19 protein-coding genes are annotated in these 24,565 nt (G+C 71.6%); 2 read left to right on the top strand and 17 right to left on the bottom strand.

Going from position 1 to position 24,565, the window contains the following annotated elements:
* The first annotated feature begins 3 nt into the window (after positions 1–3).
* Together AQJ84_RS03170 and AQJ84_RS03165 are read left to right on the top strand one after the other, a co-directional pair.
* Positions 4–2,148, top strand: coding sequence for an acetate--CoA ligase family protein (locus AQJ84_RS03170; RefSeq protein WP_030039659.1), 2,145 nt, complete (start codon positions 4–6; stop codon positions 2,146–2,148).
* A 121-nt stretch (positions 2,149–2,269) separates the two neighbouring features.
* Entirely contained in the window at positions 2,270–3,658 is a 1,389-nt protein-coding gene (locus tag AQJ84_RS03165) for an OFA family MFS transporter (RefSeq protein ID WP_030039660.1), read from the top strand.
* 196 nt (positions 3,659–3,854) lie between these two features.
* On the opposite strand, the gene AQJ84_RS03160 is transcribed toward AQJ84_RS03165, so the two are convergent.
* From AQJ84_RS03160 to AQJ84_RS03080, 17 genes are all read right to left on the bottom strand, one after another.
* Entirely contained in the window at positions 3,855–4,895 is a 1,041-nt protein-coding gene (locus tag AQJ84_RS03160; protein WP_030039661.1) for a sugar phosphate isomerase/epimerase family protein, read from the bottom strand.
* 61 nt (positions 4,896–4,956) lie between these two features.
* Positions 4,957–6,354: a nucleotide pyrophosphatase/phosphodiesterase family protein gene (locus tag AQJ84_RS03155; protein WP_030039662.1), complete on the bottom strand. Its 1,398-nt coding sequence runs from the start codon at positions 6,352–6,354 to the stop codon at positions 4,957–4,959.
* Positions 6,351–7,520 carry a metabolite traffic protein EboE gene (gene eboE / locus AQJ84_RS03150; protein WP_030039663.1) on the bottom strand — a complete coding sequence of 390 codons (1,170 nt, stop codon included), beginning with the start codon at positions 7,518–7,520 and terminating at the stop codon, positions 6,351–6,353. The genes AQJ84_RS03155 and eboE overlap by 4 nt, the downstream gene beginning before the upstream one ends.
* A gap of 3 nt (positions 7,521–7,523) precedes the next feature.
* On the bottom strand, positions 7,524–8,372 hold the full coding sequence (locus AQJ84_RS03145) for a TatD family hydrolase (RefSeq protein ID WP_053190255.1): 849 nt from the start codon (positions 8,370–8,372) through the stop codon (positions 7,524–7,526).
* Positions 8,372–9,082 carry an EboA domain-containing protein gene (locus tag AQJ84_RS03140; protein ID WP_053190256.1) on the bottom strand — a complete coding sequence of 237 codons (711 nt, stop codon included), beginning with the start codon at positions 9,080–9,082 and terminating at the stop codon, positions 8,372–8,374. The genes AQJ84_RS03145 and AQJ84_RS03140 overlap by 1 nt, the downstream gene beginning before the upstream one ends.
* Positions 9,079–9,942 (bottom strand): sugar phosphate isomerase/epimerase family protein, encoded by an 864-nt coding sequence (locus tag AQJ84_RS03135; RefSeq protein ID WP_030039667.1) that lies wholly within the window; start codon positions 9,940–9,942, stop codon positions 9,079–9,081. Before AQJ84_RS03135 ends, AQJ84_RS03140 begins: the two co-directional genes overlap by 4 nt.
* Entirely contained in the window at positions 9,939–10,973 is a 1,035-nt protein-coding gene (locus AQJ84_RS03130) for an SCO3242 family prenyltransferase (RefSeq protein ID WP_107082607.1), read from the bottom strand. Before AQJ84_RS03130 ends, AQJ84_RS03135 begins: the two co-directional genes overlap by 4 nt.
* A complete protein-coding gene (locus AQJ84_RS03125; protein WP_030039669.1) occupies positions 10,970–12,097 on the bottom strand; it encodes an inositol-3-phosphate synthase in 1,128 nt (375 codons plus the stop codon). Before AQJ84_RS03125 ends, AQJ84_RS03130 begins: the two co-directional genes overlap by 4 nt.
* A 120-nt stretch (positions 12,098–12,217) precedes the next feature.
* Positions 12,218–13,579 carry a ThuA domain-containing protein gene (locus tag AQJ84_RS03120; protein WP_030039670.1) on the bottom strand — a complete coding sequence of 454 codons (1,362 nt, stop codon included), beginning with the start codon at positions 13,577–13,579 and terminating at the stop codon, positions 12,218–12,220.
* 15 nt (positions 13,580–13,594) lie between these two features.
* Entirely contained in the window at positions 13,595–16,108 is a 2,514-nt protein-coding gene (locus AQJ84_RS03115) for a PQQ-dependent sugar dehydrogenase (protein WP_053190257.1), read from the bottom strand.
* 84 nt (positions 16,109–16,192) lie between these two features.
* Positions 16,193–17,197: a sugar phosphate isomerase/epimerase family protein gene (locus AQJ84_RS03110; protein WP_030039671.1), complete on the bottom strand. Its 1,005-nt coding sequence runs from the start codon at positions 17,195–17,197 to the stop codon at positions 16,193–16,195.
* A 14-nt stretch (positions 17,198–17,211) separates the two neighbouring features.
* Positions 17,212–18,441 (bottom strand): Gfo/Idh/MocA family protein, encoded by a 1,230-nt coding sequence (locus tag AQJ84_RS03105; protein WP_030039672.1) that lies wholly within the window; start codon positions 18,439–18,441, stop codon positions 17,212–17,214.
* A gap of 122 nt (positions 18,442–18,563) precedes the next feature.
* Positions 18,564–19,622, bottom strand: a complete 1,059-nt coding sequence (locus tag AQJ84_RS03100) for a substrate-binding domain-containing protein (protein WP_030039673.1) — start codon at positions 19,620–19,622, stop codon at positions 18,564–18,566.
* Between the two features lie 17 nt (positions 19,623–19,639).
* On the bottom strand, positions 19,640–20,659 hold the full coding sequence (locus tag AQJ84_RS03095) for an ABC transporter permease (RefSeq protein ID WP_030039674.1): 1,020 nt from the start codon (positions 20,657–20,659) through the stop codon (positions 19,640–19,642).
* Entirely contained in the window at positions 20,656–22,173 is a 1,518-nt protein-coding gene (locus tag AQJ84_RS03090) for a sugar ABC transporter ATP-binding protein (RefSeq protein ID WP_030039675.1), read from the bottom strand. Before AQJ84_RS03090 ends, AQJ84_RS03095 begins: the two co-directional genes overlap by 4 nt.
* 99 nt (positions 22,174–22,272) lie before the next feature.
* Positions 22,273–23,454 (bottom strand): ROK family transcriptional regulator, encoded by a 1,182-nt coding sequence (locus AQJ84_RS03085; RefSeq protein ID WP_053190258.1) that lies wholly within the window; start codon positions 23,452–23,454, stop codon positions 22,273–22,275.
* 355 nt (positions 23,455–23,809) lie between these two features.
* On the bottom strand, positions 23,810–24,487 hold the full coding sequence (locus tag AQJ84_RS03080; protein WP_030039678.1) for a GntR family transcriptional regulator: 678 nt from the start codon (positions 24,485–24,487) through the stop codon (positions 23,810–23,812).
* Between the last annotated feature and the right edge of the window lie 78 nt (positions 24,488–24,565).

Genomic DNA, 24,565 nt, shown 5'->3' with positions numbered 1-24,565 from the left:
GTGATGGCCGAAGACCGCCACCTGAGGGTGCGTGCCCTCCTCGACTCCGTGCGGGCCGAGGGCCGGGCGGCGCTGACCGCACCCGAGGGCAAGGTGATCGCCGACGCGTACGGGATCGCCGTACCGGGCGAGGAACTGGCGAAGGACGTCGACGAGGCGGTCGCGTACGCGGCGCGCTTCGGCGGGCCCGTGGTGATGAAGATCGTCTCGCCCGACATCCTGCACAAGACCGACGCCGGCGGGGTGATCGTCGGCGTCGAGGGTTCGGCCGACGTACGAGCCGCGTTCCACGAGATCGTCGACAACGCGCGCTCGTACGACGCGCGGGCCCGTATCGAGGGCGTGCAGATCCAGGAGCTGCTCCCCAAGGGGCAGGAGGTCATCGTCGGCGCGGTGACCGACCCGACCTTCGGGAAGGTGGTGGCCTTCGGACTCGGCGGGGTACTGGTCGAGGTCCTCAAGGACGTCACGTTCCGGCTCGCCCCGCTGGACGCCGACGAGGCGCTGTCCATGCTGGACTCGATCCGCTCGGCGGAGATCCTTCGCGGGGTGCGCGGCGCGCCGGCCGTGGACCGGTGGGCCCTCGCCGAGCAGATCCGCCGGGTGTCCCAACTGGTCGCGGACTTCCCGGAGATCGCCGAGGTGGACCTCAATCCGGTGATCGCCACCCCGGAGGGCGCGGTCGCGGCGGACATCCGCGTGATCCTGTCCGACGCGCCGCCCAAGGAGCGCCGAAGGTACACGCGCGAGGAGATCCTCACCTCCATGCGCCGCCTCATGCAGCCCGCCTCGGTCGCCGTGATCGGCGCCTCCAACGAGCAGGGCAAGATCGGCAACTCGGTGATGCGCAACCTCGTCGACGGCGGGTTCACCGGGGAGATCCACCCGGTGAACCCCAAGGCCGATGACATTCTCGGCCGCAAGGCGTACAAGAGTGTCACCGACGTTCCCGGTGAGGTGGATGTGGCGGTCTTCGCGATCCCCGCCAAGTTCGTGGCCTCGGCCCTGGAGGAGGTGGGACGCAAGAAGATCCCGAACGCCGTGCTGATCCCGTCCGGCTTCGCGGAGACCGGCGAACACGAGCTCCAGGACGAGATCGTGGCGATCGCGGAGCGGCACGGCGTGCGGCTGCTGGGTCCGAACATCTACGGCTACTACTCGACCTGGCACGACCTGTGCGCCACGTTCTGCACCCCGTACGACGTCAAGGGCGGGGTGGCGCTGACCTCGCAGTCGGGCGGCATCGGGATGGCCATCCTCGGCTTCGCCCGGACCACGAAGACGGGCGTGTCGGCGATCGTCGGCCTCGGCAACAAGTCGGACCTGGACGAGGACGACCTGCTGACCTGGTTCGGCGAGGACCCGCACACCGAGTGCATCGCGATGCACCTGGAGGACCTCAAGGACGGACGCGCCTTCGTCGAGGCGGCGCGGGCGACCGTACCGAAGAAGCCGGTCGTCGTCCTGAAGGCCGGACGTACCGCGGCCGGCGCCAAAGCCGCCGGGTCGCACACCGGCGCGCTGGCGGGCGACGACGCGGTGTACGAGGACATCCTCCGGCAGGCCGGTGTCATCCGGGCGCCCGGCCTGAACGAAATGCTGGAGTACGCGCGCGCGTTGCCGGTGCTTCCCACCCCTCAGGGGGACAACATCGTGATCATCACGGGCGCCGGCGGCAGTGGCGTACTGCTCTCGGACGCGGTCACGGACAACGGGCTGTCCCTGATGGAGATCCCGCCCGACCTGGACGAGGCGTTCAGGAAGTTCATCCCGCCCTTCGGGGCGGCGGGCAACCCGGTGGACATCACCGGGGGTGAGCCGCCGTCGACGTACGAGGCGACGATCCGGCTGGGGCTGGAGGACCCGCGCATCCACGCGCTCGTCCTCGGCTACTGGCACACCATCGTCACTCCCCCGATGCTCTTCGCGGAGCTCACCGCGCGCGTGGTGGCCGAGTTCCGGGAGCGCGGCATCGAGAAGCCGGTGGTGGCGTCCCTCGCGGGCGACGTCGAGGTCGAGGAGGCCTGCCAGTACCTGTACGAGCGCGGGGTCGTGGCGTACCCGTACACGACCGAGAAGCCGGTGGCCGTGCTCGGCGCCAAGTACCGGTGGGCGCGGGCGGCCGGGGTGTTGGGGGGCGCCTCATGAGGTGACCCGGCGCGGGGCCGGCCGACGGTGCGCGTCGGCCGGCCCCGGGACCCGTGCGCACACGAAAGGCATTGGACAGGGGGCGCTGGCCAGAACTTTCGACGCAAGGGGTGCGACACACATGACAACGACCGATCTGCCAACCCCGGTCTCCTACCGCGAGGTGACCGACGCGAACGGACGCGTCTACCGCCTCGGCGAGACCGACATCGACATCATGGGCCGCAAACGCAAGTGGATGGTCATCCTGCCGTGGGTCGGCATGATGGGCATCAGCTCGGCCGAGTACGCGTTCGCGTCCGCCGAGGACACGCTGCACACCGCGCACCACTGGAGCAGTGGCCACATCTTCTGGATGCTGGGCGTCTGGGTGTTCTTCCAGGCCGCGGTGGCCTTCCCCGCCGGCAAGCTGCGGGAGAGCGGCAAACTTCCCGCCCGCTGGGCGATGATGTGCGGCGCGCTCGGCACGCTGCTGGGCTATCTCTCGCTCGCCTTCGCGCCGCACGTCGTCGTCGCGTACATCGGCTTCGGCATGTTCAGCGGTATGGGCGCCGGCATGGTCTACGCGACCTGCGTGAACATGGTCGCCAAGTGGTATCCGGAGCGCAAGGGCGGCAAGACGGGCTTCGTGAACGGCGGCTTCGCGTACGGTTCCGTGCCCTTCGTGTTCCTCTTCACCGGCTTCATGGACCTCGGCAACTTCCGGTGGGTGCTGGTCTGCGTGGGCGTGTTCCTGGCCGCGGTCGTCGCCTTCGCGGGCTACTTCTTCCGCGACCCGCCGAAGAACTGGTGGCCCGCCGACGTCGACCCGCTGAAGAAGCCCGACGACGCACGCGCCCGGCGCGCGATGGAGAAGAACCCGCCGGCCGTGCACCAGTACACCCCCAAGGAGGCGTGGCAGACCGGACGTGTGGGCCTCATGTGGTTCTGTCTGCTGTGCACCTCGGGCGTGAACATCTTCGGCATCGCCTTCCAGGTGCCCTTCGGCGACGAGGCCGGCTTCGCGGGCGGGATCGTGGCGACGGCCATGTCCCTCAAGGCGATCGTGAACGGCACGGGCCGCGGGGTGATCGGCTGGCTGTCCGACCGGTACGGCCGCAAGCAGTGCCTGATCTTCGTCTGCATCGTCCTCGGCCTGTCGCAGTACGGCATCCTGTTCTCCGGGAACATCGGGAACCTGCCGTTGTTCCTGCTGTTCTCGTCGATCTCCGGGTTCGGCGGCGGCGCGATCTTCCCCATGTTCGCCGCGATGACCGCCGACTACTTCGGAGAGAACAACAACGCCTCCAACTACGGCCTGGTCTACTCCTCGAAGCTCGTCTCCGGGCTGCTCGGCTCCGGTATGGGCGCGGTGGTGGTGAGCGCGTGGGGCTACGGCGGCGCCTTCGTCCTGGCGGGTACGATCTCCCTCTTCGCGGGCTTCGTCGCCACCTTCCTGCACCCGCCGGGACGCCCCAAGGCCAAGCGCATCAGCCCCAACCCGCAACCGCTCGGCGAGGAGACGGCGTGACGTGCGGTCCCCGTCGTACCGCACAACAGCTCACCGGCACACCCCGACGCCGCGAACCGTCCCTACCGTGGAGTGACGATCACAACCTGACGCACAGCAGCGCTCGAACGCACGGCAACAGCTGACGACAGCTGGGCGCGACGTGAGGCGGCCCTCCCCGGATGCCGGGGAGGGCCGCCTCACGTCGGTCCGGCCGTCAGCACCTCTCGCGCAGCGAGTGCAGGTGCTCGCTGGAGCGCCGGGCGAAGGTGAAGGACTCGGCCGGGTTGTCGTGCTCGGCCTGCCAGTGGTGGGCCAGGCGTTCCCCGCGCAGCCGGGTCACCGCGGAGATGAACCGCTGGTAGTCGATGTCGCCGTCGCCCACGTCGGTCATCCGGTAGCCGTAGGTGTTCGCCGGGTCGCTCACCCCGTCCTTGACGTGGAAGAGGGGGTAGCGGTGAGGCTGCCTCAGCACGTAGTCGAGGGGCTCGAAGGGCGCGGGCGTGCCGTCAAGCCGCTTCGAGAAGCGGAACTGGCCCGAGTACGCCCAGAAGATGTCCATCTCCAGGAACACCAGGTCGGGGTCGGTCTCGGCGAGCAGCACGTCGTAGAGACGGACCTTGGGGTTGTCGGTGGCGAAGGAGAACTCCTCGGAGTGGTTGTGCTGGTAGAACTTCATGCCGCGCGCCCTGGCCGCCGCACCGTAGGTGTTGAAGTCCTCGGCCGCGCGCTTCCACGCGTCGACGGTGGAGCCGTAGCGGAACGGGCCGGCGGCGGTGCCGATGTGCTTGAGGCCGAGGGCCTGGGCGTCGTCGAGGACCTTGGTGAGGTTCTGGGCGAAGGTGTAGGCGTTGGGGTCGCTGGAGTAGTAGCCGACGTGGCTGCCGATCGGGTTCAGGCCGTGGTTGCGGGCCAGCCGCCTGAGCTGGGCGAGGGTGATCGGTCCGGCCGAACCCTGGGTGTACCCGGCGAACTCGACCTCGTCGTAGCCGTATCTCTCCAGCTCGGCGAAGACGGGGGCGAAGCCCAGCGTGGAGACCTTGTCGCGCAGGCTGTAGAGCTGGATGCCGAGCCGGCCGGGCGGCAGTACGGGGCGGCCGCGGCCGGCGGTACCGGCCGCGGTGTCGGTCGCGGCGCCCGCGGGTGAGGCGGCCGCGCCGAGCAGTGCGGCGGCGGTGGCACCGGCGGCCACCCCGAGCATTCCTCGTCTGGTGAGACGGTGGGTGAGTTCGGCGTCGGTCTGGGGGATGCGGCTCATGCCTGGAACTCCTCGGGTGTCGGAAGGCGTTGTCAGTGGTGAGTGCTTCACTTGTGACCAGTCAGGAAAGACCGGCCAGTCGGAGCAGCAGTGCTTTCACGTCGGTGGCCGCGACCCGGTCACCGACAGCGCGGGGGGTGGAGCAGATGAGGAGCGGACCGTCGTCGTCGCTCTCGGGGAGGCGGCCGTGGCTGCCGCGAATAGGTGAGGGGTCCAGGGGCACGACCGCCATGCGGTAGCGCATGCCGAGCTTCTTGCGGGCCAGTGCCGTGGCCGCCTTCACCTTCACATAGGGGTCGAGCGGGTCCATGAAGAGTTCGACCGGGTCGTAGCCGGGTTTGCGGTGGATCTCGACGAGTCGCGCGAAGTCAGGCGCGCGGGCGTCGTCGAGCCAGTAGTAGTACGTGAACCAGGCGTCCGGCTCCGCGACGGCGACGAGTTCGCCGGAGCGGGGATGGTCGAGGTGATGGGCCTTCTTGCCCTCGTCGTCCAGGAGTTGGCCGATGCCGGGCAGGCCGTCGAGGGCGGCCCGGGTCGCGTCGAGGTCCTCCGGTCGGCGTACGTAGACGTGCGCGATCTGGTGGTCGGCGACCGCGAAGGCGCGGGAGGCCATCGGGTCGAGGTACTCCATGCCGTCCTGCGTGTGCACCTCCAGCAGACCGGCGCGACGCAGGGCGCGGTTGATGTCGACGGGGCGGTCCACGCGGGTGATGGCGTACTCGGACAACGCGACGACGGTTCGGCCCTCGGCGCGGGCGTCGTCCAGCAGGGGGCCCAGCGCCCTGTCCAGGTCCGCCGCCGCTTTCAGGGAGCGCGGGTCGTCGGGGCCGTGGCGCTGCAGGTCGTAGTCGAGGTGCGGGAGGTAACAGAGCGTCAGGTCGGGGTGGCGGGTGCGGATGACATGCCGGGTCGCGTCGATGATCCAGCGGCTGGAGACGAGGTCCGCGCCGGGTCCCCAGAAGTGGAAGAGGGGGAAGGTGCCGAGTTTCCCGGTGAGTTCGTCGTGGAGGTCGGCGGGCCGCGTGTAGCAGTCGGGTTCCTTGCGGCCGTCGGCGTAGTAGATGGGACGGGGGGTGAGGGTGATGTCGGTGTCGGCGCCCATGGCGTACCACCAGCAGATGTTGGCGACCGTGTAGCCGGGGTGGGCGCGACGGGCGGCGTCCCAGAGTTTGTCTCCGGCGACCAGGCCGTTGTGCTGACGCCACAGGAGGACGTCGCCGAGTTCTCGGAAGTACCAGCCGTTGCCGACGATCCCGTGTTCCGAGGGGTGGGTGCCGGTCAGGAAGGTGGACTGCGCGGCGCAGGTGACGGCGGGCAGGACGGTGCCGAGCGGCGCGCGGGAGCCGGTCTCGCCGAGTGCCTTGAGGTGGGGCATGTGGTGCAGGAGTCGGGGGGTGAGGCCGACGACATCGAGGACGAGAAGGGGGGTCGGTTGCTCGGTGGTCCGGTCGGCGCTCATGGGAGCTCCTTCAGGCCGAGGTCCGTCAACAGGTCGCGGGCGAGGGTGAGTTCGGCGGCGATGCCGTCGGCGAGCTGGGCGCGGCCACGGGGGCGCAGCTCGGGCGGGAGCGCCTGCCAGGTGTAGGTCTCGACCTCGAGGTGGCGGGTGAGCGGACGCGGGCCGCCGACGAGGTGGGTCAGGGCGTCCTTGAGGACGGGGAGCGTGGAGGTGAGGGGTGCGGCGGGGGCCGCGTGCAGCGGGACGTGGAAGTGGGCACGCCAGGGTGCCGCTTCGGGGAGGGCGTCGCCCTTGAGTGCCTCCCCCAGGTCGTCGGTGCCGCGCAGGCCCGCGGCGGTGGCGGTGCGGGTCTGGTGCAGGAATCGGGGTTCGTCGAAGGCCGCCAGCGCCTCGCGGACTTCGGGGAGATGGGGGTGTTCGGCGTGCAGGGCGGCTGAGAGCTGGGATTTCACGACGGGGACGCCGGCGCGGGTGAGCGCGTCCAGGGCGGTGTGCGGGTCTTCGAAGGAGGTGGCGAGGTGGCAGGTGTCGACGCAGACGCCGATGCGGTCGTGGCCGATCGCGGTGAGCGGGGCGATGGCGTCGGTGGTGGTTTCGACGACACAGCCGGGTTCCGGTTCCAGGCCGACGTGGAGGGAGCGGCCGGTGAGTTCGGCGAGCGCGTCGAGGCGTTCGGCGAGTTTGGTGAGGGCGGTGCGGGCCCGCGCCGCGCGGTCGTCGTCGTGGGCCGTGCGCCAGGCCAGGGGCAGGGTGGAGATGGTGCCCTCGGTGACGTCGTCGGGGAGCAGTCCTGCGAGGACGCGGGCCAGGGCCGTGGTGTGGTCGAGGCGTTCGGGGTCGGCCCAGTCCGGTCTGTAGACCCGGTACTTGACCTCTTCGGCGCCGAATCCGTCGTAGGGGAAGCCGTTGAGGGTGACGACTTCGAGGCCGCGCCGGTCGAGTTCGGTGCGCAGCGCGCGCAGGGCGAACGGGTCGGTGACGAGGGCGTGGGCGGCGTCCTTGGCCAGCCACAGGCCGATCCCGAGGCGGTCACGGCCCAGGCGCCGCCGGACGGGTTCGCAGTGGTCCCGGAGCTGGGCGAGGACCCCGTCGAGGGTTTCGGCGGGATGGACGTTGGTGCAGTAGGCGAGGTGGACGGTGGAGCCGTCGGGGTGGCGGAAGCGCATCGCTCACTCCCCGCCGCGCAGCACGGAGTTGCCCTCGTGGCTGGCGTCGGGCGGGGTGACCTCCAGGTTCAGGCGGCCGCTGAGCCCGTAGAAGGCGACGGGGTTGCGCCACAGCACCAGGTCGACCTCGTCCTCGGTGAAGCCCTCGGCCAGCATCAGGTCGCCGACCCTGCGGGTCTTGAGCGGATCACTGCGGCCCCAGTCCGCGGCGGAGTTCACCAGTACCTGGTCGGGGCCGTGGGCCCGGAGGATCGCGACCATCCGCCGCTCGTCCATCTTGGTGTCCGGGTAGACCGAGAAGCCCAGCCAGCAGCCGCTGTCCTTGGCCTCCTTGACGGTGGTCTCGTTGAGGTGGTCGACCAGGATCCGGTCCGGGGACAGCGCGGACTCCCGGGCGACGTCGAGGGTGCGGCGCAGACCGGCGAGCTTGTCGCGGTGCGGGGTGTGCACGAGCGCGGGCAGCCCGTGGTCCGCGGCGAGCTGGAGCTGCGCGGCGAGCGCGGTGTCCTCGGCGGGCGTCATCGAGTCGTAGCCGATCTCGCCGACGGCCACCACCTGGTCCTTGAGGAGATACCGGGGCAGTTCGTCGAGGACGGGGACGCAGCGGGGGTCGTTCGCCTCCTTGGGATTGAGGGCGAGTGTGCAGTGGTGCGCGATGCCGTACTGGGCGGCGCGGAAGGGCTCCCAGCCCAGGAGGGAGTCGAAGTAGTCGAGGAAGGAGGCCGTCGAGGTGCGTGGCTGGCCGAGCCAGAAGGAGGGCTCGACGACGGCCCGGATGCCGGCGGCGCGCATGGCCTCGTAGTCGTCGGTGGTGCGGGACGTCATGTGGATGTGGGGGTCGAAGATACGCATCAGCACTCCTCGCCGTCGCGGTCGTCCCGGGCGGCCGGTGGGGCGGCCTCTGGGTCGGTCAGGGTCAGGACGCGGTTCAGGTCTGCGGGGACCGGTCGGTCGGCCGCGGTGCGCTCCGCGGCGTAGTCGCCGAGCATGCGGGCGAGTTCCGCGTCGGCGTGGGCCCGGCGGTCCAGGTCGGCCACCTCGTCGACGGGCACTCCGGTGAAGAGGCACTTCAGGACGGCGTGGCGCCACTGATGGGCGGGCAGGTGGCGGGCGGCGTACGGGCCGACCGCTGCGGCGAGGAGGCGGGTGTCGTTGGTGCGCAGGGCGTCCTCGACGAGCGGCAGGGCGTCCGGGCCCGGCACCAGGTGGGGCAGCGCGTGCAGAACGGCTCGGCGTTCGGCGGCCGTGCCCTGGAGGTAGACGCGGGTGAGGTCGTCCGTGTCGGCGCGGGCCGCGTGCAGGATGAGGACGCGGACGGCGTCGGCGTGCGCCGAGCCGCAGCGGCGCCCTGCCTCGGCCAGCCGCAGCTCCCACACGGAGATGGGCCCGTGCCTGCCGGGATGTGCGGCGGCCTCGTCGAGGGCCTGGTCGAACCAGGCGCGGGCGGCTGAGCCGAGGTGGGCGGTGACGCGGCGGTGCAGGGCGGGCGGCGGGGTGCGGGCGAGGGTGGTGCCCTGGAGACCTGCCGTCGGGGTTGCCGGGTCGGCGTGGAGGTCGGTCATGAGGTGCTCCCTTGGGAGGGCGCCGCCGCGTGACGGAGGAACGGGAGGGACAGTTCGGCGAAGTGGGGGCCGGCGTGCGAGTGGCGGGGCAGTTCGACGACGGTCAGGCCCTGGTAGCCGGCCGCTGTCAGGGCGGCGAGCACCGGCGGGAAGTCGATCTCGCCGTCACCGAACGGGAGGTGTTCGTGGACGCCGCGGCGCATGTCCTCGATCTGGACGTGCCGCAGCCAGGGGGCGGCCGCCCGCACGCACTCGGCGGGCGACAGGGGCTCCAGGCACTGGCAGTGGCCGATGTCGAGGGTCAGGCCGAGGTGCTCCGGGTCGCCGAGGGTTCGACGGAGCCGGTGGAAGCCGGCGAGGTCGGCGAGGAGGTGGCCGGGTTCGGGCTCGACGGCGAGGGGGACCTGGGCGCCGGCGGCCGCGTCCAGGACGGGGGTGAGCGTCTCGGCCAGCCGTTTCCACGCCGTGTCCGGGTCGGTCCCCGCCGGCGTGATGCCGCTGAAGCAGTGCACGGCGTGGGCGCCGAGGTCGGCGGCCACCCGGACGGCGCGGAGCAGTAGGTCGACGCGTCGGGCACGGTCGTCCGGATCGGGGTCCAGCAGGGAGGGGCCGTGTTTGCGACAGGGGTCGAGCACGTAGCGCGCGCCCGTCTCCACGGTGACCGACAGGCGGAGCGCGTCCAGCCGCCGTGCGAGACGTCGGGTGCGCGCGGCCAGGTCAGGGGCGCAGGGGTCGAGATGCATGTGGTCGAGCGTCAGCCCGACGCCGTCGTAGCCGAGGTCGGCGAGGAGGCGGAGCGCGTCGTCGAGCCGGAGATCGGCCAGGCCGTTGGTGCCGTAGCCGAAGCGGAGAGGGTTCATGTGACGCTCACCTTCCTCGCGAACCTGCCGGCGAGCGGGGCCAGTGCCGCCGTCAGCAGGGCGGTGACCGGTGCGCCGGAGCGGGCGCAGAGGGCGGCCTGGAGGGGGATGGTGGCGCGGATGCCGCCGCTGACGGCGCGTTGGGTGAGCGGGGGTGACGGGTTGAGGGTGGCGTGGAGGTAGGGGCGGGCTGTGGTCGCGGCGTAGGCGGCGGCCAGTGCGGTGCGCAGGGGGAGGCCGGGTGGTGGCACGAGGGCCACCGGCCCGTCCGGCCCGTCCAGCCGGTCCGGCCTCTTGGACGGGTGGGTCAGGAGCCGGGTCAGTGCGGCACTCGTGGCCAGGGCCGTCAGGGGGACCAGGGGTGAGCCGCCCTGGGTCTCCCGCCGCGAGACCGTCGTGACGGTGAGGGTGTGGGCACCGAGCAGGGCGGCGGAGGGAAGGGCCCTGCGGATGCTGCCGACGGTGTCCGGGGTCGGGGTCGGGGTCGCAGTCGCGGTCGCGGTCGCTGTCGCTGTCGCGCCGAGGAGCAGGTCGAGGGCGCGGGCCGTCGCCATGGCCGCCGGGCCCGCCGGGGTGTGCTTCAGCGCGAGGTCGTACGCCCAGACGGTGGCCGCGAGGGTGGTGGCCACCGTGAGCGCGGGACGGCCGGCGCATCCGGCCAGGGACAGGCCCGCGCCGGTGAGGGCACAGGCCGCCACGAGGGCCGCGGTGGGACGGACCCGGCCGGAGGGGAGCGGGCGGTGGGGGCGCTCGGCGGCGTCCTCGTGCCGGTCGGCCCAGTCGTTGAGGGCCATGCCGGCCTCGTAGAGGCAGAGGGAGGAACCGATGGCGAGCAGGGTGCGGAAGTTCGGGCGGGCGCCGGCCGCTGCCGCACCGGCGAGGGCATCGCCCGGCACGGTGAACAGGGCGGGAAGCCGCAGCAGCTCTGCCCAGGCGGCCGCTCCGGCAGGCGGGGCGCACGCGGCTTCCCTGGTCTTCCCGGTTCTCCCGGTTCCCCCGGCATCCCCGGCGCCCTCCCGGCGCCCGTTCACCGCGTCCTCCCGTCCCGCAGCCGCCCCGCGAACGCCGTCAACGCCGCGTACTGCTCACCCAGAGCCGAAGACCCCTCCCCCACCGGGTCCTTGAAGAAGAAGCCCAGTTCGGCCAGCGGGCCCGACAGGCCCCTCTCGTGGGCGCGGGCGACGAGCCGGACCAGGTCGAGGACCAGGGGTGCGGCGAGGGCGGAGTCGCAGCCCTGCCAGGTGGTCTGGAGGATCATGCGGGCGCCGAGGAATCCGTCGAAGGCGACGTGGTCCCAGGCGGTCTTCCAGTCGCCGAGGACGGGGACGTCGTCGATGTGCACCTCGCCCTCGGGGACCGTGCCGAGCGTGTCGGCGAGGACCCGCTCCTTGCCCGCGTTCTTCGCCGCCGCGGCCGCCGGGTCGGCGAGGGAGGCGCCGTCGCCGCCGCCCAGCAGGTTGGTGCCGGACCAGGCCCGGACGGCGAGGGCCCGCTGCGCGAACATCGGGCCGAGGGCGGAGCGCAGCAGTGTCTGGCCGGTCTTGCCGTCGCGACCGGCGTGGGGCAGCCCCGAGGACGCGGCGAGCGAGGCCAGCGCGGGGTGGTGCAGGCCGGTCGAGGGGGTGAAGTTCACGTACGGGCAGCCGGCGCGCAGGGCCGCCGCCGCGTAGAGGGAGCTGGCGGGCAGGGCCGTGCCGGTGGCCGCCGGCTCCGTGGAGGCGACGTTCACCACGACGGCCCGGTCCAGCCCCCGCCGCCGCGCGAAGTCCCGTATGTCCGCGGCGAAGACGGCGATCAGTTCGTCGTCGGTGCGGGTGTCGCCGGGGAGGGGTCCGCCGGGTCTGATCTCGTGGTCGGCGGCGGTCAGTTCGGCGCCGACGGCCGCGGGGAGGCCGTGGGGCAGGACACCGCCGGCCGCCAGCGCTTCCGCGCGTTTGGGAAGAGGGCAGTCCAGTGTGTCGTGGCCGCCGAAGACGAGGCCTTCCAGGGCCGGGAGGCGGCTGTCGGCGAAGGCGGGTGTCTCGGTGACCAGGCCGGTGGGTGGGTGCAGGCCCGCGGTCACGGCGGCGCAGCCCGCGACGACGGTGGTGGCGACGGAGCCGCGAGCCCCGATCAGCCACACTCCGACGCGCGATGCGGAAACGGACGCGGACATGGGCAGCCTCCAAGTCGAAGACGTCGTACGAGGTGTCGGTGACGGGCGTACGAGGTGTCGGTGACGGCGTACGAGGTGATGACGGCGGGCGGGGGTCCGGCGTCCCCCGCCCGCCGTCGTTCAGTGGCCCTGCGAAGTCGTGCGAGCCGGGGACTTCGCGGGCAGTTCCTTGATCCGGACGTCACGGAAGGACACCCGGTCGTCGGCTCCGTGGTTCTGGAGGCCGACGTGGCCGTCCCGCAGGCTCCGGGCCGGATCGGTGTTGGTGAAATCGTTGATCTTCACGCCGTTGAGATAGACGCGCAGGCGCTCGCCCTCCACGCGGATCTCGTACGTGTTCCACTCCCCCGGCGGGTTCAGCGCGCGGTCGCGCTTCTTCAGGTCGGCGGAGCGGAAGCCGTAGACGGAACCGGTGGTCTTCTCCGGTACGTCGGTGGCGTCGATCTGGATCTCGTAGCCGTTGTTCACGGCCGACCACGGGTCGTCGGAGGGCGGAAAGCCCACGAACACTCCCGAGTTGTCGTCGCCCGCGTCGCCGGCCATCTTCCAGTCGAGCTTCAGGGAGTACGCCCCGAAGCTCCGGTCGCCGTACCAGAGCATTCCCATGCCGCCCGACGAGGTGATGGTGCCGTCGGCGGCCGGGGTGAAGGAGCCGGGGCCGGCCTGTTTCCAGCCGGACAGGGAGCTGCCGTCGAACAGGGCCCGGTAGCCGTTCTCCGGGCGGCAGTCGGCCTGAGCCTCGCCGGTGGCCCAGCGGATCCCGCCCAGCAGGTGTGCGCGGAAGGCGGGGTCGGCGTACGACTCCTTGGTGTGACCGCCGCCCGTGTAGAAGGCGCGGCCTCCTTGGTAGTTCTGGCACCAGGCGATCGGGTGATCGCCGTTCATGGTGCCGCCGGTGTAGGACGACTCGTCGAGCGAGGCGAGGACGTGGGCCCGTTCCCGGGGATTGGAGCGGTAGTTGTACCACTCGTCGGTGCGTTCCCAGGTGCTAGGCAGGCCGGAGGTCGCCGGGTGGGCGTGGTCCTCGACGTCGACGGTGGCGGGCTGGATCGCGGGGTGCGACTGGAAGTAGGCGCCGGCGAGGCCGCCGTAGAACTCCCAGTCGTACTCCGTGTCGGCTGCGGCGTGTACGCCGACGTAGCCTCCGCCGCTTCGGATGTAGCCCTCGAAGGCCGCCTGTTGGGTGGCGTCGAGGACGTCTCCGGTCGTCGAGAGGAACACGACCGCGTCGTAGCGCCGCAGGTTGCGCGCGGTGAACGTACGCGCGTCCTCCGTGGCGTCGACCCTGAAGCCCGCGGTCTCGCCGAGCTGCCTGAGCGCGGCGACGCCGTCGGGGATCGAGTCGTGGCGGAAGCCGGCCGTCTTGGAGAAGACCAGCACCCGTCCGTCGTCCGCCGGGTGCGAGGCGGCCGGTGCCGAGACGCAGCCCAGAAGCAGTGCCGTGCCCGCGACCGCCGTGGTCAGGCGTCCGGTTGAGCGCATTGCCGTCACCTCCTGTCAGCGGGTCGTGAAGGTGAAGTCGTCCACGTCGAACAGGGCTCCGGAGCCGCTGCCCTTGAAGACCAGGTACAGCGTCGTGGTGCCGCGTGGGGCGCGGGACAGGTCGGCGCTGACGTCCTGGAAGGTCTCCCAGCCGCCGGTCACCGGCACGGTCGCCTTCCCGAGCAGCGTGCCCCTCGCGGAACCGGCGCGGACCTCGAGCGTGCCGCCCGTGCCGCCCGAGGAGACGCGGGCCGTGAGCTTCTCGGCGTTGCTCAGGACGTACGGCGTGAAGGCGATCCAGTCGCCGTTGTTCACGTCGCCGACCGTGTTGCCGCCGTGCGCGGTGTCCTTGGCGATGACCGTGACGCCCGAGGAGGTGCCGAAGTGCTCGGCCTGGCGGTGCTTGGGCTGGACGACGTTCTGGTCGTGGGTGGTCAGCGGTGCCTGGCCGCCGCCACCGCCGTCGGTGTACTCGGCGTCGAAGACCCCGAAGATGTTGGCGTCGTCGTCGTGGCCTCCGTCGGCGCTGGTCTGGATGGTGCCGGTGCAGCCGTTGGCCGAGGTGACGGGGTGGCCGTGGCTGTCGTGGCCGAGGATGAAGGTGACCTTCACCTTGGCGCAGTCGATGTTCCGCCCGTCCTCGGGGTCGGTCACACGCACCTTGAACGGGATCGCGTCACCGAAGCTGAACAGCTGCCCGTCCCTGGGGAGTTCGAGGGTGACCTTGGGCGCGGTGTTGCCCACCACGATCGGCACGCTCGCGCTCCCGGTGCGGCCGGTGCTGTCCTTCGCGGTCAGGGTGGCGGTGTAGGTGCCGTTCTTCCTGTACCGGTGCGTGGGGTTGGCCGCGGTCGACGTGCCGCCGTCGCCGAAGTCCCAGCTGTACGTGAGCGTGTCACCGTCCTGGTCGGTGGTGCCCGCGGAGGAGAAGCCCACCCTCAGCGGTGCCTGCCCCGAGGTCCGGTCGGCCACGGCCTGGGCGACCGGGGAGTGGCCGTCGGTGGCGTTCTCGATGCGGTACAGGGCGGAGTGTTCGTCGCCGCCGAACCAGGCGGTGCCGTAGTCGAGGACGTACAGGGCGCCGTCGGGACCGAAGGCCATGTCCATGATCTGGGTGCCGGTCCACGGGACGTCGTTGATCGACTGGACGGTGCCGCTCGTGTCGCTCTCGATCCGCTTGATCCAGCGGCGGCCGAACTCGCCGGCGAAGAAGTCGCCGTCGTAGGCCTGGGGGAACTTCACGGGCGAGTCGAGCGCCGGGTCGTAGCGGTAGACCGGTCCGCCCATCGGGGACTCGGAGCCGTTGCCGAACTCGGGCACGGATCCGCCGTCGTACGGGATCCACGCGGCCTGCGCGGGCGGCAGGTCGGTCAGGCCGGTGTTGTGCGGCGAGTTGTTCCTGGGCGCCGCGCAGTCGAAGGCGGCGCCGGAGGTGCCGGTGGCGAAGTCGTAGTCCACGTAGGCGTCGTTGTCGCCCGTGCAGTAGGGCCAGCCGAAGTTGCCGGGGCCGGTCACCCGGGCGAACTCGACCTGGCCGGCCGGTCCGCGAGCCGGGTCGGCGGCGCCGGCGTCGGGCCCGTAGTCGCCGACGTAGAGGATCCCGGTGGCCTTGTCGACGCTGAAGCGGAACGGGTTGCGGAAGCCCATGGCGTAGATCTCGGGCCGCGTCTTGTCCGTGCCGGGTGCGAAGAGATTGCCGTCGGGGACGGTGTACGAGCCGTCGGCGTTCACCTTGATGCGCAGGATCTTGCCGCGCAGGTCGTTGGTGTTGCCGGAGGAACGCTGCGCGTCGAAGGCGGGGTTGCGGCCGGCCCGCTCGTCGATCGGGGTGAAGCCGTCCGACTGGAACGGGTTGGTGTCGTCGCCGGTCGACAGGTACAGGTTGCCCGCCGCGTCGAAGTCGATGTCGCCGCCGACATGGCAGCACAGGCCGCGTGAGGCCGGGACGTCGAGGATCTTCTTCTCGCTGGCCGCATCGAGGGTGCCGTCGGTGTTCAGGACGAACCGGGAGAGCCGGTTGACCCCGTCGAAGGGCGCGAAGTCGGCGGCGGTACCGGTTTCCGGGGCGTCGCCCGCGGGGGTGTTCAGCGGGGGCGCGTAGTACAGGTAGATGAAGCGGTTGCTGGTGAAGTCCGGGTCCACGCCGATGCCTTGGAGGCCCTCTTCGTCGTGGGAGTAGACGTCGAGCTTGCCGGCGAGTCTCGTGTTGCCCGCCGCGTCGGTGAGGCGCAGTTCGCCGTCGCGCGAGGTGTGCAGGACCGAGCGGTCGGGGAGGACGGCGAGCGACATGGGCTCGCCGACCTCCGGCTCGCCCTTGGCGAGGGTGACCTGCTGGAAGTCCTCGGCGGCCGCCGCCGCGGGGGCGGAGTCGGGGCCGGCGACGGCTGCGCCGGCCTGGGATGCGGTCAGGGTCAGGGACGCGCCCGCCAGCAGTGCCCCGGTGAACAGGGCCGCTGCCTTGCGGAGGGACAGGCGTCTTCTGTTGGTCTCGTCTCTGCCGGTGCGGGTGGTGCGGTCGTTCCCGTGCACGGGTGCCTCCAGGATGGGGCCGGTTGTACGGGCGGGTGCGGTGCGCCGGGATGCGCCGTCATCCCGGAACTCACGGTGGGGGGCCTAGTCGTTGCCGCCGAACGCCGCGTCGAACGAGGCCGACGGCGGTTCGAAGTCGTACGCCTTGAGGCGGGTCAGCGCTTCGGGGGCGCCCTGGAGCCGGTCCATGCCGGCGTCCTCCCACTCCACGGAGATCGGGCCCCGGTAGTCGATGGAGCGCAGCATCCGGAAGACGTCCTCCCAGGGGACGTCACCGTGGCCCGCGGACACGAAGTCCCAGCCCCGGCGCGGGTCGCCCCACGGCAGGTGGGAGCCGAGACGGCCGTTGCGGCCGTCGAGGCGCTTGCGGGCCTCTTTGCAGTCGACGTGGTAGATCCGGTCGCGGAAGTCCCACAGGAACCCGACGGGGTCGAGGTCCTGCCACACGAAGTGCGAGGGGTCGAAGTTGAGGCCGAAGGCGGGCCGGTGGCCGACCGCCTCCAGGGCGCGCCGGGTCGTCCAGTAGTCGTAGGCGATCTCGCTGGGGTGGACCTCGTGCGCGAAGCGCACGCCCTGCGCGTCGAAGACGTCCAGGATCGGGTTCCAGCGCTCGGCGAAGTCCTCGTAGCCACGCTCGATCATCGATTCCGGCGCGGGCGGGAACATCGCGACCAGGTGCCAGATCGCGGAGCCGGTGAAACCGATGACGGTGTCGACGCCGAAGGCGGCCGCGGCACGTGCGGTGTCGGCGATCTCGGCCGCGGCCCGCTGCCGTACGCCCTCCGCTGCGCCGTCGCCCCAGATCCGGCCGGGGAGGATCGCCTGGTGGCGTTCGTCGATGATGGCGTCGCACACCGCCTGGCCGACGAGGTGGTTGGAGATGGCCCAGCACTTGAGGCCGTACTTGTCGAGGAGCTGGTGGCGCGAGGCGAGGTAGGACGGGTCGGCGAGTGCCTTGTCGACCTCGAAGTGGTCTCCCCAGCAGGCGAGTTCGAGGCCGTCGTAGCCGAAGTCGCGGGCGAGGCGGCAGACCTCTTCGAGGGGCAGGTCGGCCCACTGGCCGGTGAAGAGCGTGAAGGTACGCGGCATGTCGCGGGGCCTCCTCAGGCCGCTATGGGTGTGTAGAGGGAGTTCTTCTCGGCGCTCTCCTCCACCGCCGCCAGGACACGCTGCACCTGGAGCCCGTCGGCGAAGGAGGGGTCGGGACGGCGGCCCTCGGCGATCGCGTGGACCAGGTCGCGGGCCTGGTGGACGAAGGTGTGCTCGTAGCCGAGGCCGTGGCCCGGCGGCCACCAGGCGTCCAGGTAGGGGTGCTCTGGTTCGGTGACGAGGATGCGCCGGAACCCGGCGTGCGCCGCGGCCTCCGTGCCGTCGTGGTAGGCGAGTTCGTTGAGGCGTTCCAGGTCGAAGGCGAGCGAGCCGCGTTCGCCGTTGAGTTCGATGCGCAGGGCGTTCTTGCGGCCGGTGGCGTACCGGGTGGCCTCGAAGGAGGCGAGCGCGCCGGAGGTGAAGCGGCCGGTGAACAGGGCGGCGTCGTCCACGGTGACCTGTCCGGTGCCGCCGGCGGAGACCGCCGAGAGTCCGCTGCTGGGGCCGCCGGGCAGCGGACGCTCCCGCACGAAGGTCTCGGTGAGCGCGGACACTCCGGCCAGCGGCTCCCCCGCGAGGTACTGCGCGAGGTCGACGATGTGCGCGCCGAGGTCACCGAGCGAGCCCGACCCGGCCAGTTCCCTGCGCAGCCGCCAGGTCAGCGGGAACTCGGGGTCCACCAGCCAGTCCTGAAGGTACGTCACCCGCACGTGTCGCAGGGCGCCGAGGCGGCCGGCGGCCACCATCGACCGGGCCAGGGCGGTCGCGGGGACCCGGCGGTAGTTGAACCCGACCATGGCCAACTGGCCTCGCTCGTAGGCCGCTTCCGCGGCCCGCGCCATGTTCTCGGCCTCCTCGACGGTGTTCGCGAGGGGCTTCTCGCACAGCACGTGCTTGCCCGCGGCCAGCGCGGCGAGGGCGATCTCCGCGTGGCTGTCGCCCGGTGTGCAGATGTCGACGAGGTCGATGTCGTCCCGCGCGATCAGAGCACGCCAGTCGGTCTCGGTGGACTCCCAGCCGTGCCGGTCGGCCGCCGCGCGGACGGCGCTCGCGTCCCGCCCGCAGATCGCGGCCATGACCGGGGTGCTCGGCAGGTCGAAGACGCGGCCCGCGGTGCGCCAGCCCTGGGAGTGGGCGGCGCCCATGAAGGCGTACCCGACCATGCCGACACGCAGGGATGGCTTCTCGGAGGCGGCCCTTGCCGAGGTCGCCTCCACCCCTTCTGACTGCTGCGGCTGTGCCATACGCGATGTCCTCCTCGTCGTGGTGGCGCGGTGGGGGGTGCAGCCCGGCCCGTCGACGAACCGGGCCCCCGGGACCTGTCCTTCGGGCCGGCCGGGCGTCGCGGGCCCTGGGGCGGGACGCCTCACTTGAAGCCGGTGGACATGTACTGGTCGATGTTCTCCTTGTCCACGACGGCCGAGTAGAGCGTGAGCGAGGCCGGGATCTCGTACTCGGCGAGGCCGCTCACGCCCTTGGCCTGGCCGAGGGCGCGGGCGAGGTCGATCGCGGAGGCGGCCATGGTCGGCGGGTAGAGGACGGTCGCCTTCAGGACGCCGTCGTCCCGCTTGATGGCCTGGAACGCGGACAGCGCGCCCGCGCCGCCGACCATCAGGAAGTCGTCGCGTCCGGCCTGCTCGATGGCGCGCAGCGCGCCCACGCCCTGGTCGTCGTCGTGGTTCCACAGCGCGTCGAACTTCGACTGGGCCTGCAGCAGCTGGGCCATCTTGGCCTGCCCCGACTCGACCGTGAACTCGGCGGCCTGACGGGCCACCTTGCGGATGTTGGGGTAGTTCTTGAGCGCGTCGTCGAAGCCCTGGGTGCGCTGCTTGGTGAGCTCCAGGTTGTCCAGGCCGGCCAGTTCGATGACGCGGGCGCCGGACTTCCCCTTGAGCTTCTCGCCGATGTAGTGGCCGGCGTTGAGGCCCATGCCGTAGTTGTCGCCACCGATCCAGCAGCGGTACGCCTGGGGGGTGTTGAAGATCCGGTCCAGGTTGACGACCGGTATGCCCGCGCGCATCGCCTTGAGGCCGACCTGGGTGAGGGCCTTGCCGTCGGCGGGCAGCACGACCAGGACGTCGACCTTCTTGTTGATGAGGGTCTCGATCTGGCCGATCTGCTGGGCGGTGTCGTTGGAGCCCTCGGTGATCTCCAGGGTGACGTCCGAGTACTTCTTGGCGCGGTTCTTGGCGTTGTCGTTGATGGCGTTGAGCCAGCCGTGGTCGGCCTGCGGGCCCGCGAAGCCGATGGTGACCTGCTTGCCGGGCTTGTCCTCGGCGGCCGGCTGGTCGTTCGCGGCCGGCTCGTCGTCACTGGAGTCGTTGCTGGTGCAACCCGCCAGCAGGGTGCCGGCCGAGACGGCGGCGGTCCCGAGGAGCAGTCCTCTGCGGCTGGTGAAGGGGCTGGGGTAGGTCGGCTCTGGCATGGCGGTGAACCCTTTCCTCAGGTCGTGCTCGCGGTACGGCGCTGGACCAGCACGGCGGCGACGATGATCGCGCCCTTGGCGATCTGCTGGACGTCGCTCTGCAGGTTGTTCAGGGCGAAGATGTTGGTGATCGTGGTGAAGATCAGGACGCCGAGCACGGAGCCGGTGATGGTGCCGCGGCCCCCGCTGAGCAGGGTGCCGCCGATGATCGCGGCGGCGATGGCGTCGAGTTCGTAGAGGTTGCCGTTGGTGTTCTGGCCGGAGCCGGACAGGATGATCAGCAGGAAGGCCGCGATGCCGCAGCACAGCCCGGACAGCAGGTAGAGGTACAGCCGCTGCCGGCGCACGTCGATACCGGCCAGCCGGGCCGCCTCCGCGTTGCCGCCGACGGCCACCGTGCGGCGTCCGAAGGTGGTCCGGTTCAGCACGAGCCAGCCGATGATCGTCACGACCGCGAACACCATGACCAGCGGCGGGACGCCCAGCACGTAGGAGTCGCGCTCACCGAGGTCGAGGATGCCGTCGACGCTGACGATCTGGGTACGGCCGTCGGTGATCTGGAGGGCCAGGCCACGCGCCGAGGCCAGCATGGCGAGTGTGGCGATGAAGGGAACCATCCCGCCGTACGCGATGAGCAGCCCGTTGACCAGGCCGCAGCCGACGCCGACGAGCACCGCGGTGAAGAGGATGCCCGCGAAGCCGTACTCCTGGGTGGCGACGGTGGTCGCCCACACCGAGGCGAGGGCGACGATCGCGCCGACCGACAGGTCGATGCCGCCGGAGGTGATGACGAAGGTCATCCCGACCGTGACGACACCGATCACCGACGCCTGGGTGAGGACGAGTTGCAGGTTGCGGGTGTCGAGGAACTCGTCCGGTTTGGTGATGCCGCCGATGACGATCAGTGCGGCGAGCACGCCGAGGAGGGACAGGGTGCGCACGTCGGCGCGGAACACGAGGGACCGCCAGGCGGGGGCCTCGTTCGTCGAGGGCACCTTGTCGGCGCTGTCCCTGGGCGGGGAGACGGGCTGCGTCATGACGCCGGGCTTCCTTCCATGACGAGGTCGAGTACGCGGTGTTCGTCGAGATCGCGGGCGGGCGCCGTGTGGACGACGCGGCCCTCGCGCAGAACCAGGACACGGTCGGCGAGGCCGAGCACCTCGGGGACCTCGCTGGAGACCAGCAGCACGGCGAGGCCCTCGTCCGCGAGCCGGCGCACCACCGCGTACAGCTCGGCGCGGGCGCCCACGTCGACGCCGCGGGTCGGTTCGTCGAGCAGCAGGACCCGGCAGCCGCGCAGCAGCCAGCGGGCCAGGACGGCCTTCTGCTGGTTGCCGCCGGACAGGGTGCGCACCGGCACGTCCGGGTTGTCGGGGCGCAGGGACAGCTCGCGGGTCGCGGACCGCGCGGCCCCGCGTTCGGCGCCGCGGTCGATCCAGCCTGCGCGCGAGAAGCGGGACATGGAGGAGACCGACACGTTGCGGGTGACGGACTCCAGCATCAGCAGGGCCTGCGCCTTGCGTTCCTCGGGGGCGAGCCCGAGTCCGGCGCGCACGGCGGCACGGACGCTGCCGGGTCGCAGCGCGTGTCCGTCGACGCGGACCTGGCCGGCAGTGGGCTTGCGGGCACCGTAGATCGTCTCCAGGATCTCGGAGCGGCCCGACCCGACGAGGCCGGCGAGGCCTACGATCTCCCCGGGGCGCACCCGGAGGTCGAGGGCCTCGAACTCGCCCTCCCGCGCCAGCCCTTCGACCTCCAGGACGGGTGTGCCCCCGGGTGCCGAGGCGGGCCGGTCGGGGAAGACGTACTCGACGTTGCGGCCCGTCATCAGGGCCACGACCTCGCGGGTGGGTGTCGACTTGGCGGGCAGTCCCACCGCGACGGCCCGTCCGTCCTTGAGCACGGTCACCCGGTCGCCGATGCGCCGGATCTCCTCCAGCCGGTGGGAGATGTAGACGACGGCGACACCCTCGGCGGTGAGGTCGCCGACGATCCGGAACAGGTTGTCGACCTCGTCCGGGTCGAGGGCGGCGGAGGGCTCGTCCATCACGATGAGCCGTACGTCGTGCGAGAGCGCTCGCGCCATGGACACGATCTGCTGCTGGGCGGCCGACAACTCCCCGACCAGCCGGGCGGGTTCGATCTCGGGATGCCCGAGCCGCTTGAGCAGCGCGGCCGTCGAGGCGCGCGCCGCCCGGCCCCGTACGACGAAACCGGCCGCCGTGGGTTCGTGTCCGAGGTGGACGTTCTCCGCCACGGACAGGTGTTCCACCAGGTCGAGTTCCTGGTAGATGGTGGCGATGCCCAGGCGCATCGCGGCGATCGGCGAGCGGAGGGTGACGTCCTCGCCGCGCCAGCGGATGGCGCCGGTGTCGGGTTGGTGCGCGCCGGCCAGGACCTTGATGAGGGTGGACTTCCCGGCCCCGTTCTGGCCGAGGAGACAGTGCACCTCACCGGCCTGGACCTCCAGGTCGACGCCGTCGAGGGCCCGGACTCCGGGAAACGACTTGGTGATGCCGGACATGCTGAGCAGCGGTGGTTGTGGTGCCATGTGCGGGTCCCCCTGGCAGGCGTACGGGCCGAAATCAGGGCAGGGCAGGGCAGGACAGGACAACGGTGGGTACTGGCGTGCGCGGTACGTGAAGGGTGCTTACGCGGGTGAGAACAGGTGGTCGCTGATGAGGCGGGCCGCGCCGATGACTCCGGCGGTGGGACCCAACTCCCCTAGGACAATGGGCAGGTTGCCGGTCGCCAGGGGCAGTGACTGGCGGTAGACCTGGGTGCGGATGGTGGCGAGCAGGGTGTGGCCGAGGCCGGTCACCCCGCCGCCGATCACCACGAGGCCGGGGTTGAAGAAGCTGACCAGGCCGGCGATGACCTGGCCGACCCGGTCGCCGCCTTCGCGGATGAGAGCGAGGGCGGTGGCGTCACCCGCGGCGGCCGCGGCGGCGACGTCGACGGCGGTGAGGCCGCCGTTCGCCGCCAGGCGGGCCGCGAGTTCCTCCGAGCGGCCCTGCTGGGCCGCGTCCGTGGCGTCCCGGGCGAGGGCCGCCCCGCTGAAGTGGGCTTCCAGGCAGCCCCGGTTGCCGCAGGCGCAGGGTCGTCCGTCGGGCACGGCCTGGATGTGCCCGATGTCGCCCGCGCTGCCCGTGACCCCGCGGTGGACGTCACCGGCGGCGACGATGCCGCAGCCGATGCCGGTGCCGATCTTGACGCAGAGGAAGTCGCCCACGGAGCGTGCGACGCCCGCGTGCATCTCCCCCATCGCCATCAGGTTCACGTCGTTGTCGACCATGACCGGGCAGCCGAGTTCCTGGCTGAGCGCCTCCCGCACGGGGAAGCCGTCCCAGCCCGGCATGATCGGCGGAGCGACCGGCACACCCTCGGGGAAGCGGACGGGACCCGGTACGCCGATGCCGGCGCCGTCGTACCCCTCCGCGAGCCCCGAGGCCCGCAACTTAGCGGCCATGGAAAGGACTTGCTCGAAGACCGCGACCGGGCCCTCGCGTACGTCCATGGGCTGGTTGAGGTGGCCGAGGATCTCCAGTTCGGCGTTGGTGACGGCGACGTCGACCGAGGTCGCGCCGATGTCGACGCCGAGGAACCGCAGCGCGGGGGCGAGCCTGATGTTGTGGGAGCGGCGGCCACCGCGTGAGGCGGCCAGTCCGTCGGCCACGACCAGGCCGGTCTCCAGCAGGCGGTCGACCTCCACGGCGAGCTTGGAGCGTGACAGGTCGACCTGGTCCCCCAGCTGTGCACGGGAGTTGGGGCCGCCGTCCCGCAGCAGCTTGAGCAGACGGGCCTGGTGGGCGTTCGCGGGTCGAGCCGTCATCCGTCTCACGAGCCCCTCCCCGCCTCAATCGGCCACCTGTTGCCGGGCTTTCGAGGGGAACGTAGCAGCGGCTGCCGAAGCTGGGAAGAAGCCGTGCAGAGATTGCCCCCAACTTTCTCCACTCACAGGACAAAGACGGCCGGGCCCTGGTGTCCCCCTTGTCCGGCGCGCAGGATGGGCACGGGTGGGCCGATCCGGCCCGGGCCAGGAGGGGGGCGTGTGCCTGTGGTGACGGATGCCACGGGGAACGCGGGTACCGGACTCGCCCGAGGGCCGGCGAGGCCGCAGGTCCGGCACGGGCGCTCAGCCGCGCGGGCCGGACCGACGGACCACCGCCCGGCGGAGTGCGCGCCGGCTACGACCGCTGGCGTGCGTGGTACGAGCGGCGGGTGTGCTCGGTGTGCTCACGCATGAGCTCGGTGGCACGCTGCTGGTCGCGGCCGGAGATGGCGGCGATCAGGTCCCGGTGCTCGATCCAGGACTGCCTGCCGCGCTGCCGGGCGATCGGCGTGTAGTACCAGCGCACCCGGCGGTCGACCTGTGCGGCGAGTTCGGCGAGGACCGCGTTGCCCGCGAGCTCCATGATCGTGGCGTGGAAGCGGGCGTTCGTCGCGACGGCGCCGTCCACGTCGTCGGCCGCCACGGCCTGCTCACCCTGCGCGCACAGCTCCTCCAGGGCGGCGATGCCCGCGCTGCCCGCGTTCGCGGCGGCGAGCCTGGCGGCCTCGGCCTCCAACAGGGTGCGTACGGTGAGGAGTTGGTCGGCCTCCTCCTCCGTCGGTTCGTGCACGAACGCGCCCTGGGCGGGCCGCAGGTCGACCCAGCCCTCGGTGTTCAGCCGCTGCAGCGCCTCGCGCACCGGCTGCCGGGAGACCCCGAGATGCCCGGCGAGTTCGCTCTCCACGAGGTGCTGGCCGGGCTGGAGGGCGCGGGTGGTGATGAGTTCGAGCAGCGCCTCGTAGACGCGGTCCCGCAGCGGCCCCGGTCGTTCGAGCTTGGGCACTGCTCCCTGCGGCAGTCCTGTCGACAACATCGCGGTCCCCCTCCTCGGCGGGCCGAGCACAGCAGCCGTAAAGCCGGTGTCACCGGACACCCAGTATCGATTGTCTTT

Source organism: Streptomyces resistomycificus (assembly GCF_001514265.1).
Classification (GTDB): domain Bacteria; phylum Actinomycetota; class Actinomycetes; order Streptomycetales; family Streptomycetaceae; genus Streptomyces; species Streptomyces resistomycificus.
The sequence above is the reverse complement of the archived record's forward strand: the minus strand, read 5'-3'. Positions and strand labels throughout refer to the sequence as shown.

Bases quoted from the DNA above. Each gene is read 5' to 3' on its own strand.
- AQJ84_RS03170 (WP_030039659.1), top strand. From the start codon at position 4: ATGGCCGAAGACCGCCACCTGAGGGTGCGTGCCCTCCTCGACTCCGTG.
- AQJ84_RS03165 (WP_030039660.1), top strand. From the start codon at position 2,270: ATGACAACGACCGATCTGCCAACCCCGGTCTCCTACCGCGAGGTGACC.
- AQJ84_RS03160 (WP_030039661.1), bottom strand. From the start codon at position 4,895: ATGAGCCGCATCCCCCAGACCGACGCCGAACTCACCCACCGTCTCACC.
- AQJ84_RS03155 (WP_030039662.1), bottom strand. From the start codon at position 6,354: ATGAGCGCCGACCGGACCACCGAGCAACCGACCCCCCTTCTCGTCCTC.
- eboE (WP_030039663.1), bottom strand. From the start codon at position 7,520: ATGCGCTTCCGCCACCCCGACGGCTCCACCGTCCACCTCGCCTACTGC.
- AQJ84_RS03145 (WP_053190255.1), bottom strand. From the start codon at position 8,372: ATGCGTATCTTCGACCCCCACATCCACATGACGTCCCGCACCACCGAC.
- AQJ84_RS03140 (WP_053190256.1), bottom strand. From the start codon at position 9,082: ATGACCGACCTCCACGCCGACCCGGCAACCCCGACGGCAGGTCTCCAG.
- AQJ84_RS03135 (WP_030039667.1), bottom strand. From the start codon at position 9,942: ATGAACCCTCTCCGCTTCGGCTACGGCACCAACGGCCTGGCCGATCTC.
- AQJ84_RS03125 (WP_030039669.1), bottom strand. From the start codon at position 12,097: ATGTCCGCGTCCGTTTCCGCATCGCGCGTCGGAGTGTGGCTGATCGGG.
- AQJ84_RS03120 (WP_030039670.1), bottom strand. From the start codon at position 13,579: ATGCGCTCAACCGGACGCCTGACCACGGCGGTCGCGGGCACGGCACTG.
- AQJ84_RS03110 (WP_030039671.1), bottom strand. From the start codon at position 17,197: ATGCCGCGTACCTTCACGCTCTTCACCGGCCAGTGGGCCGACCTGCCC.
- AQJ84_RS03105 (WP_030039672.1), bottom strand. From the start codon at position 18,441: ATGGCACAGCCGCAGCAGTCAGAAGGGGTGGAGGCGACCTCGGCAAGG.
- AQJ84_RS03100 (WP_030039673.1), bottom strand. From the start codon at position 19,622: ATGCCAGAGCCGACCTACCCCAGCCCCTTCACCAGCCGCAGAGGACTG.
- AQJ84_RS03095 (WP_030039674.1), bottom strand. From the start codon at position 20,659: ATGACGCAGCCCGTCTCCCCGCCCAGGGACAGCGCCGACAAGGTGCCC.
- AQJ84_RS03090 (WP_030039675.1), bottom strand. From the start codon at position 22,173: ATGGCACCACAACCACCGCTGCTCAGCATGTCCGGCATCACCAAGTCG.
- AQJ84_RS03085 (WP_053190258.1), bottom strand. From the start codon at position 23,454: ATGACGGCTCGACCCGCGAACGCCCACCAGGCCCGTCTGCTCAAGCTG.
- AQJ84_RS03080 (WP_030039678.1), bottom strand. From the start codon at position 24,487: ATGTTGTCGACAGGACTGCCGCAGGGAGCAGTGCCCAAGCTCGAACGA.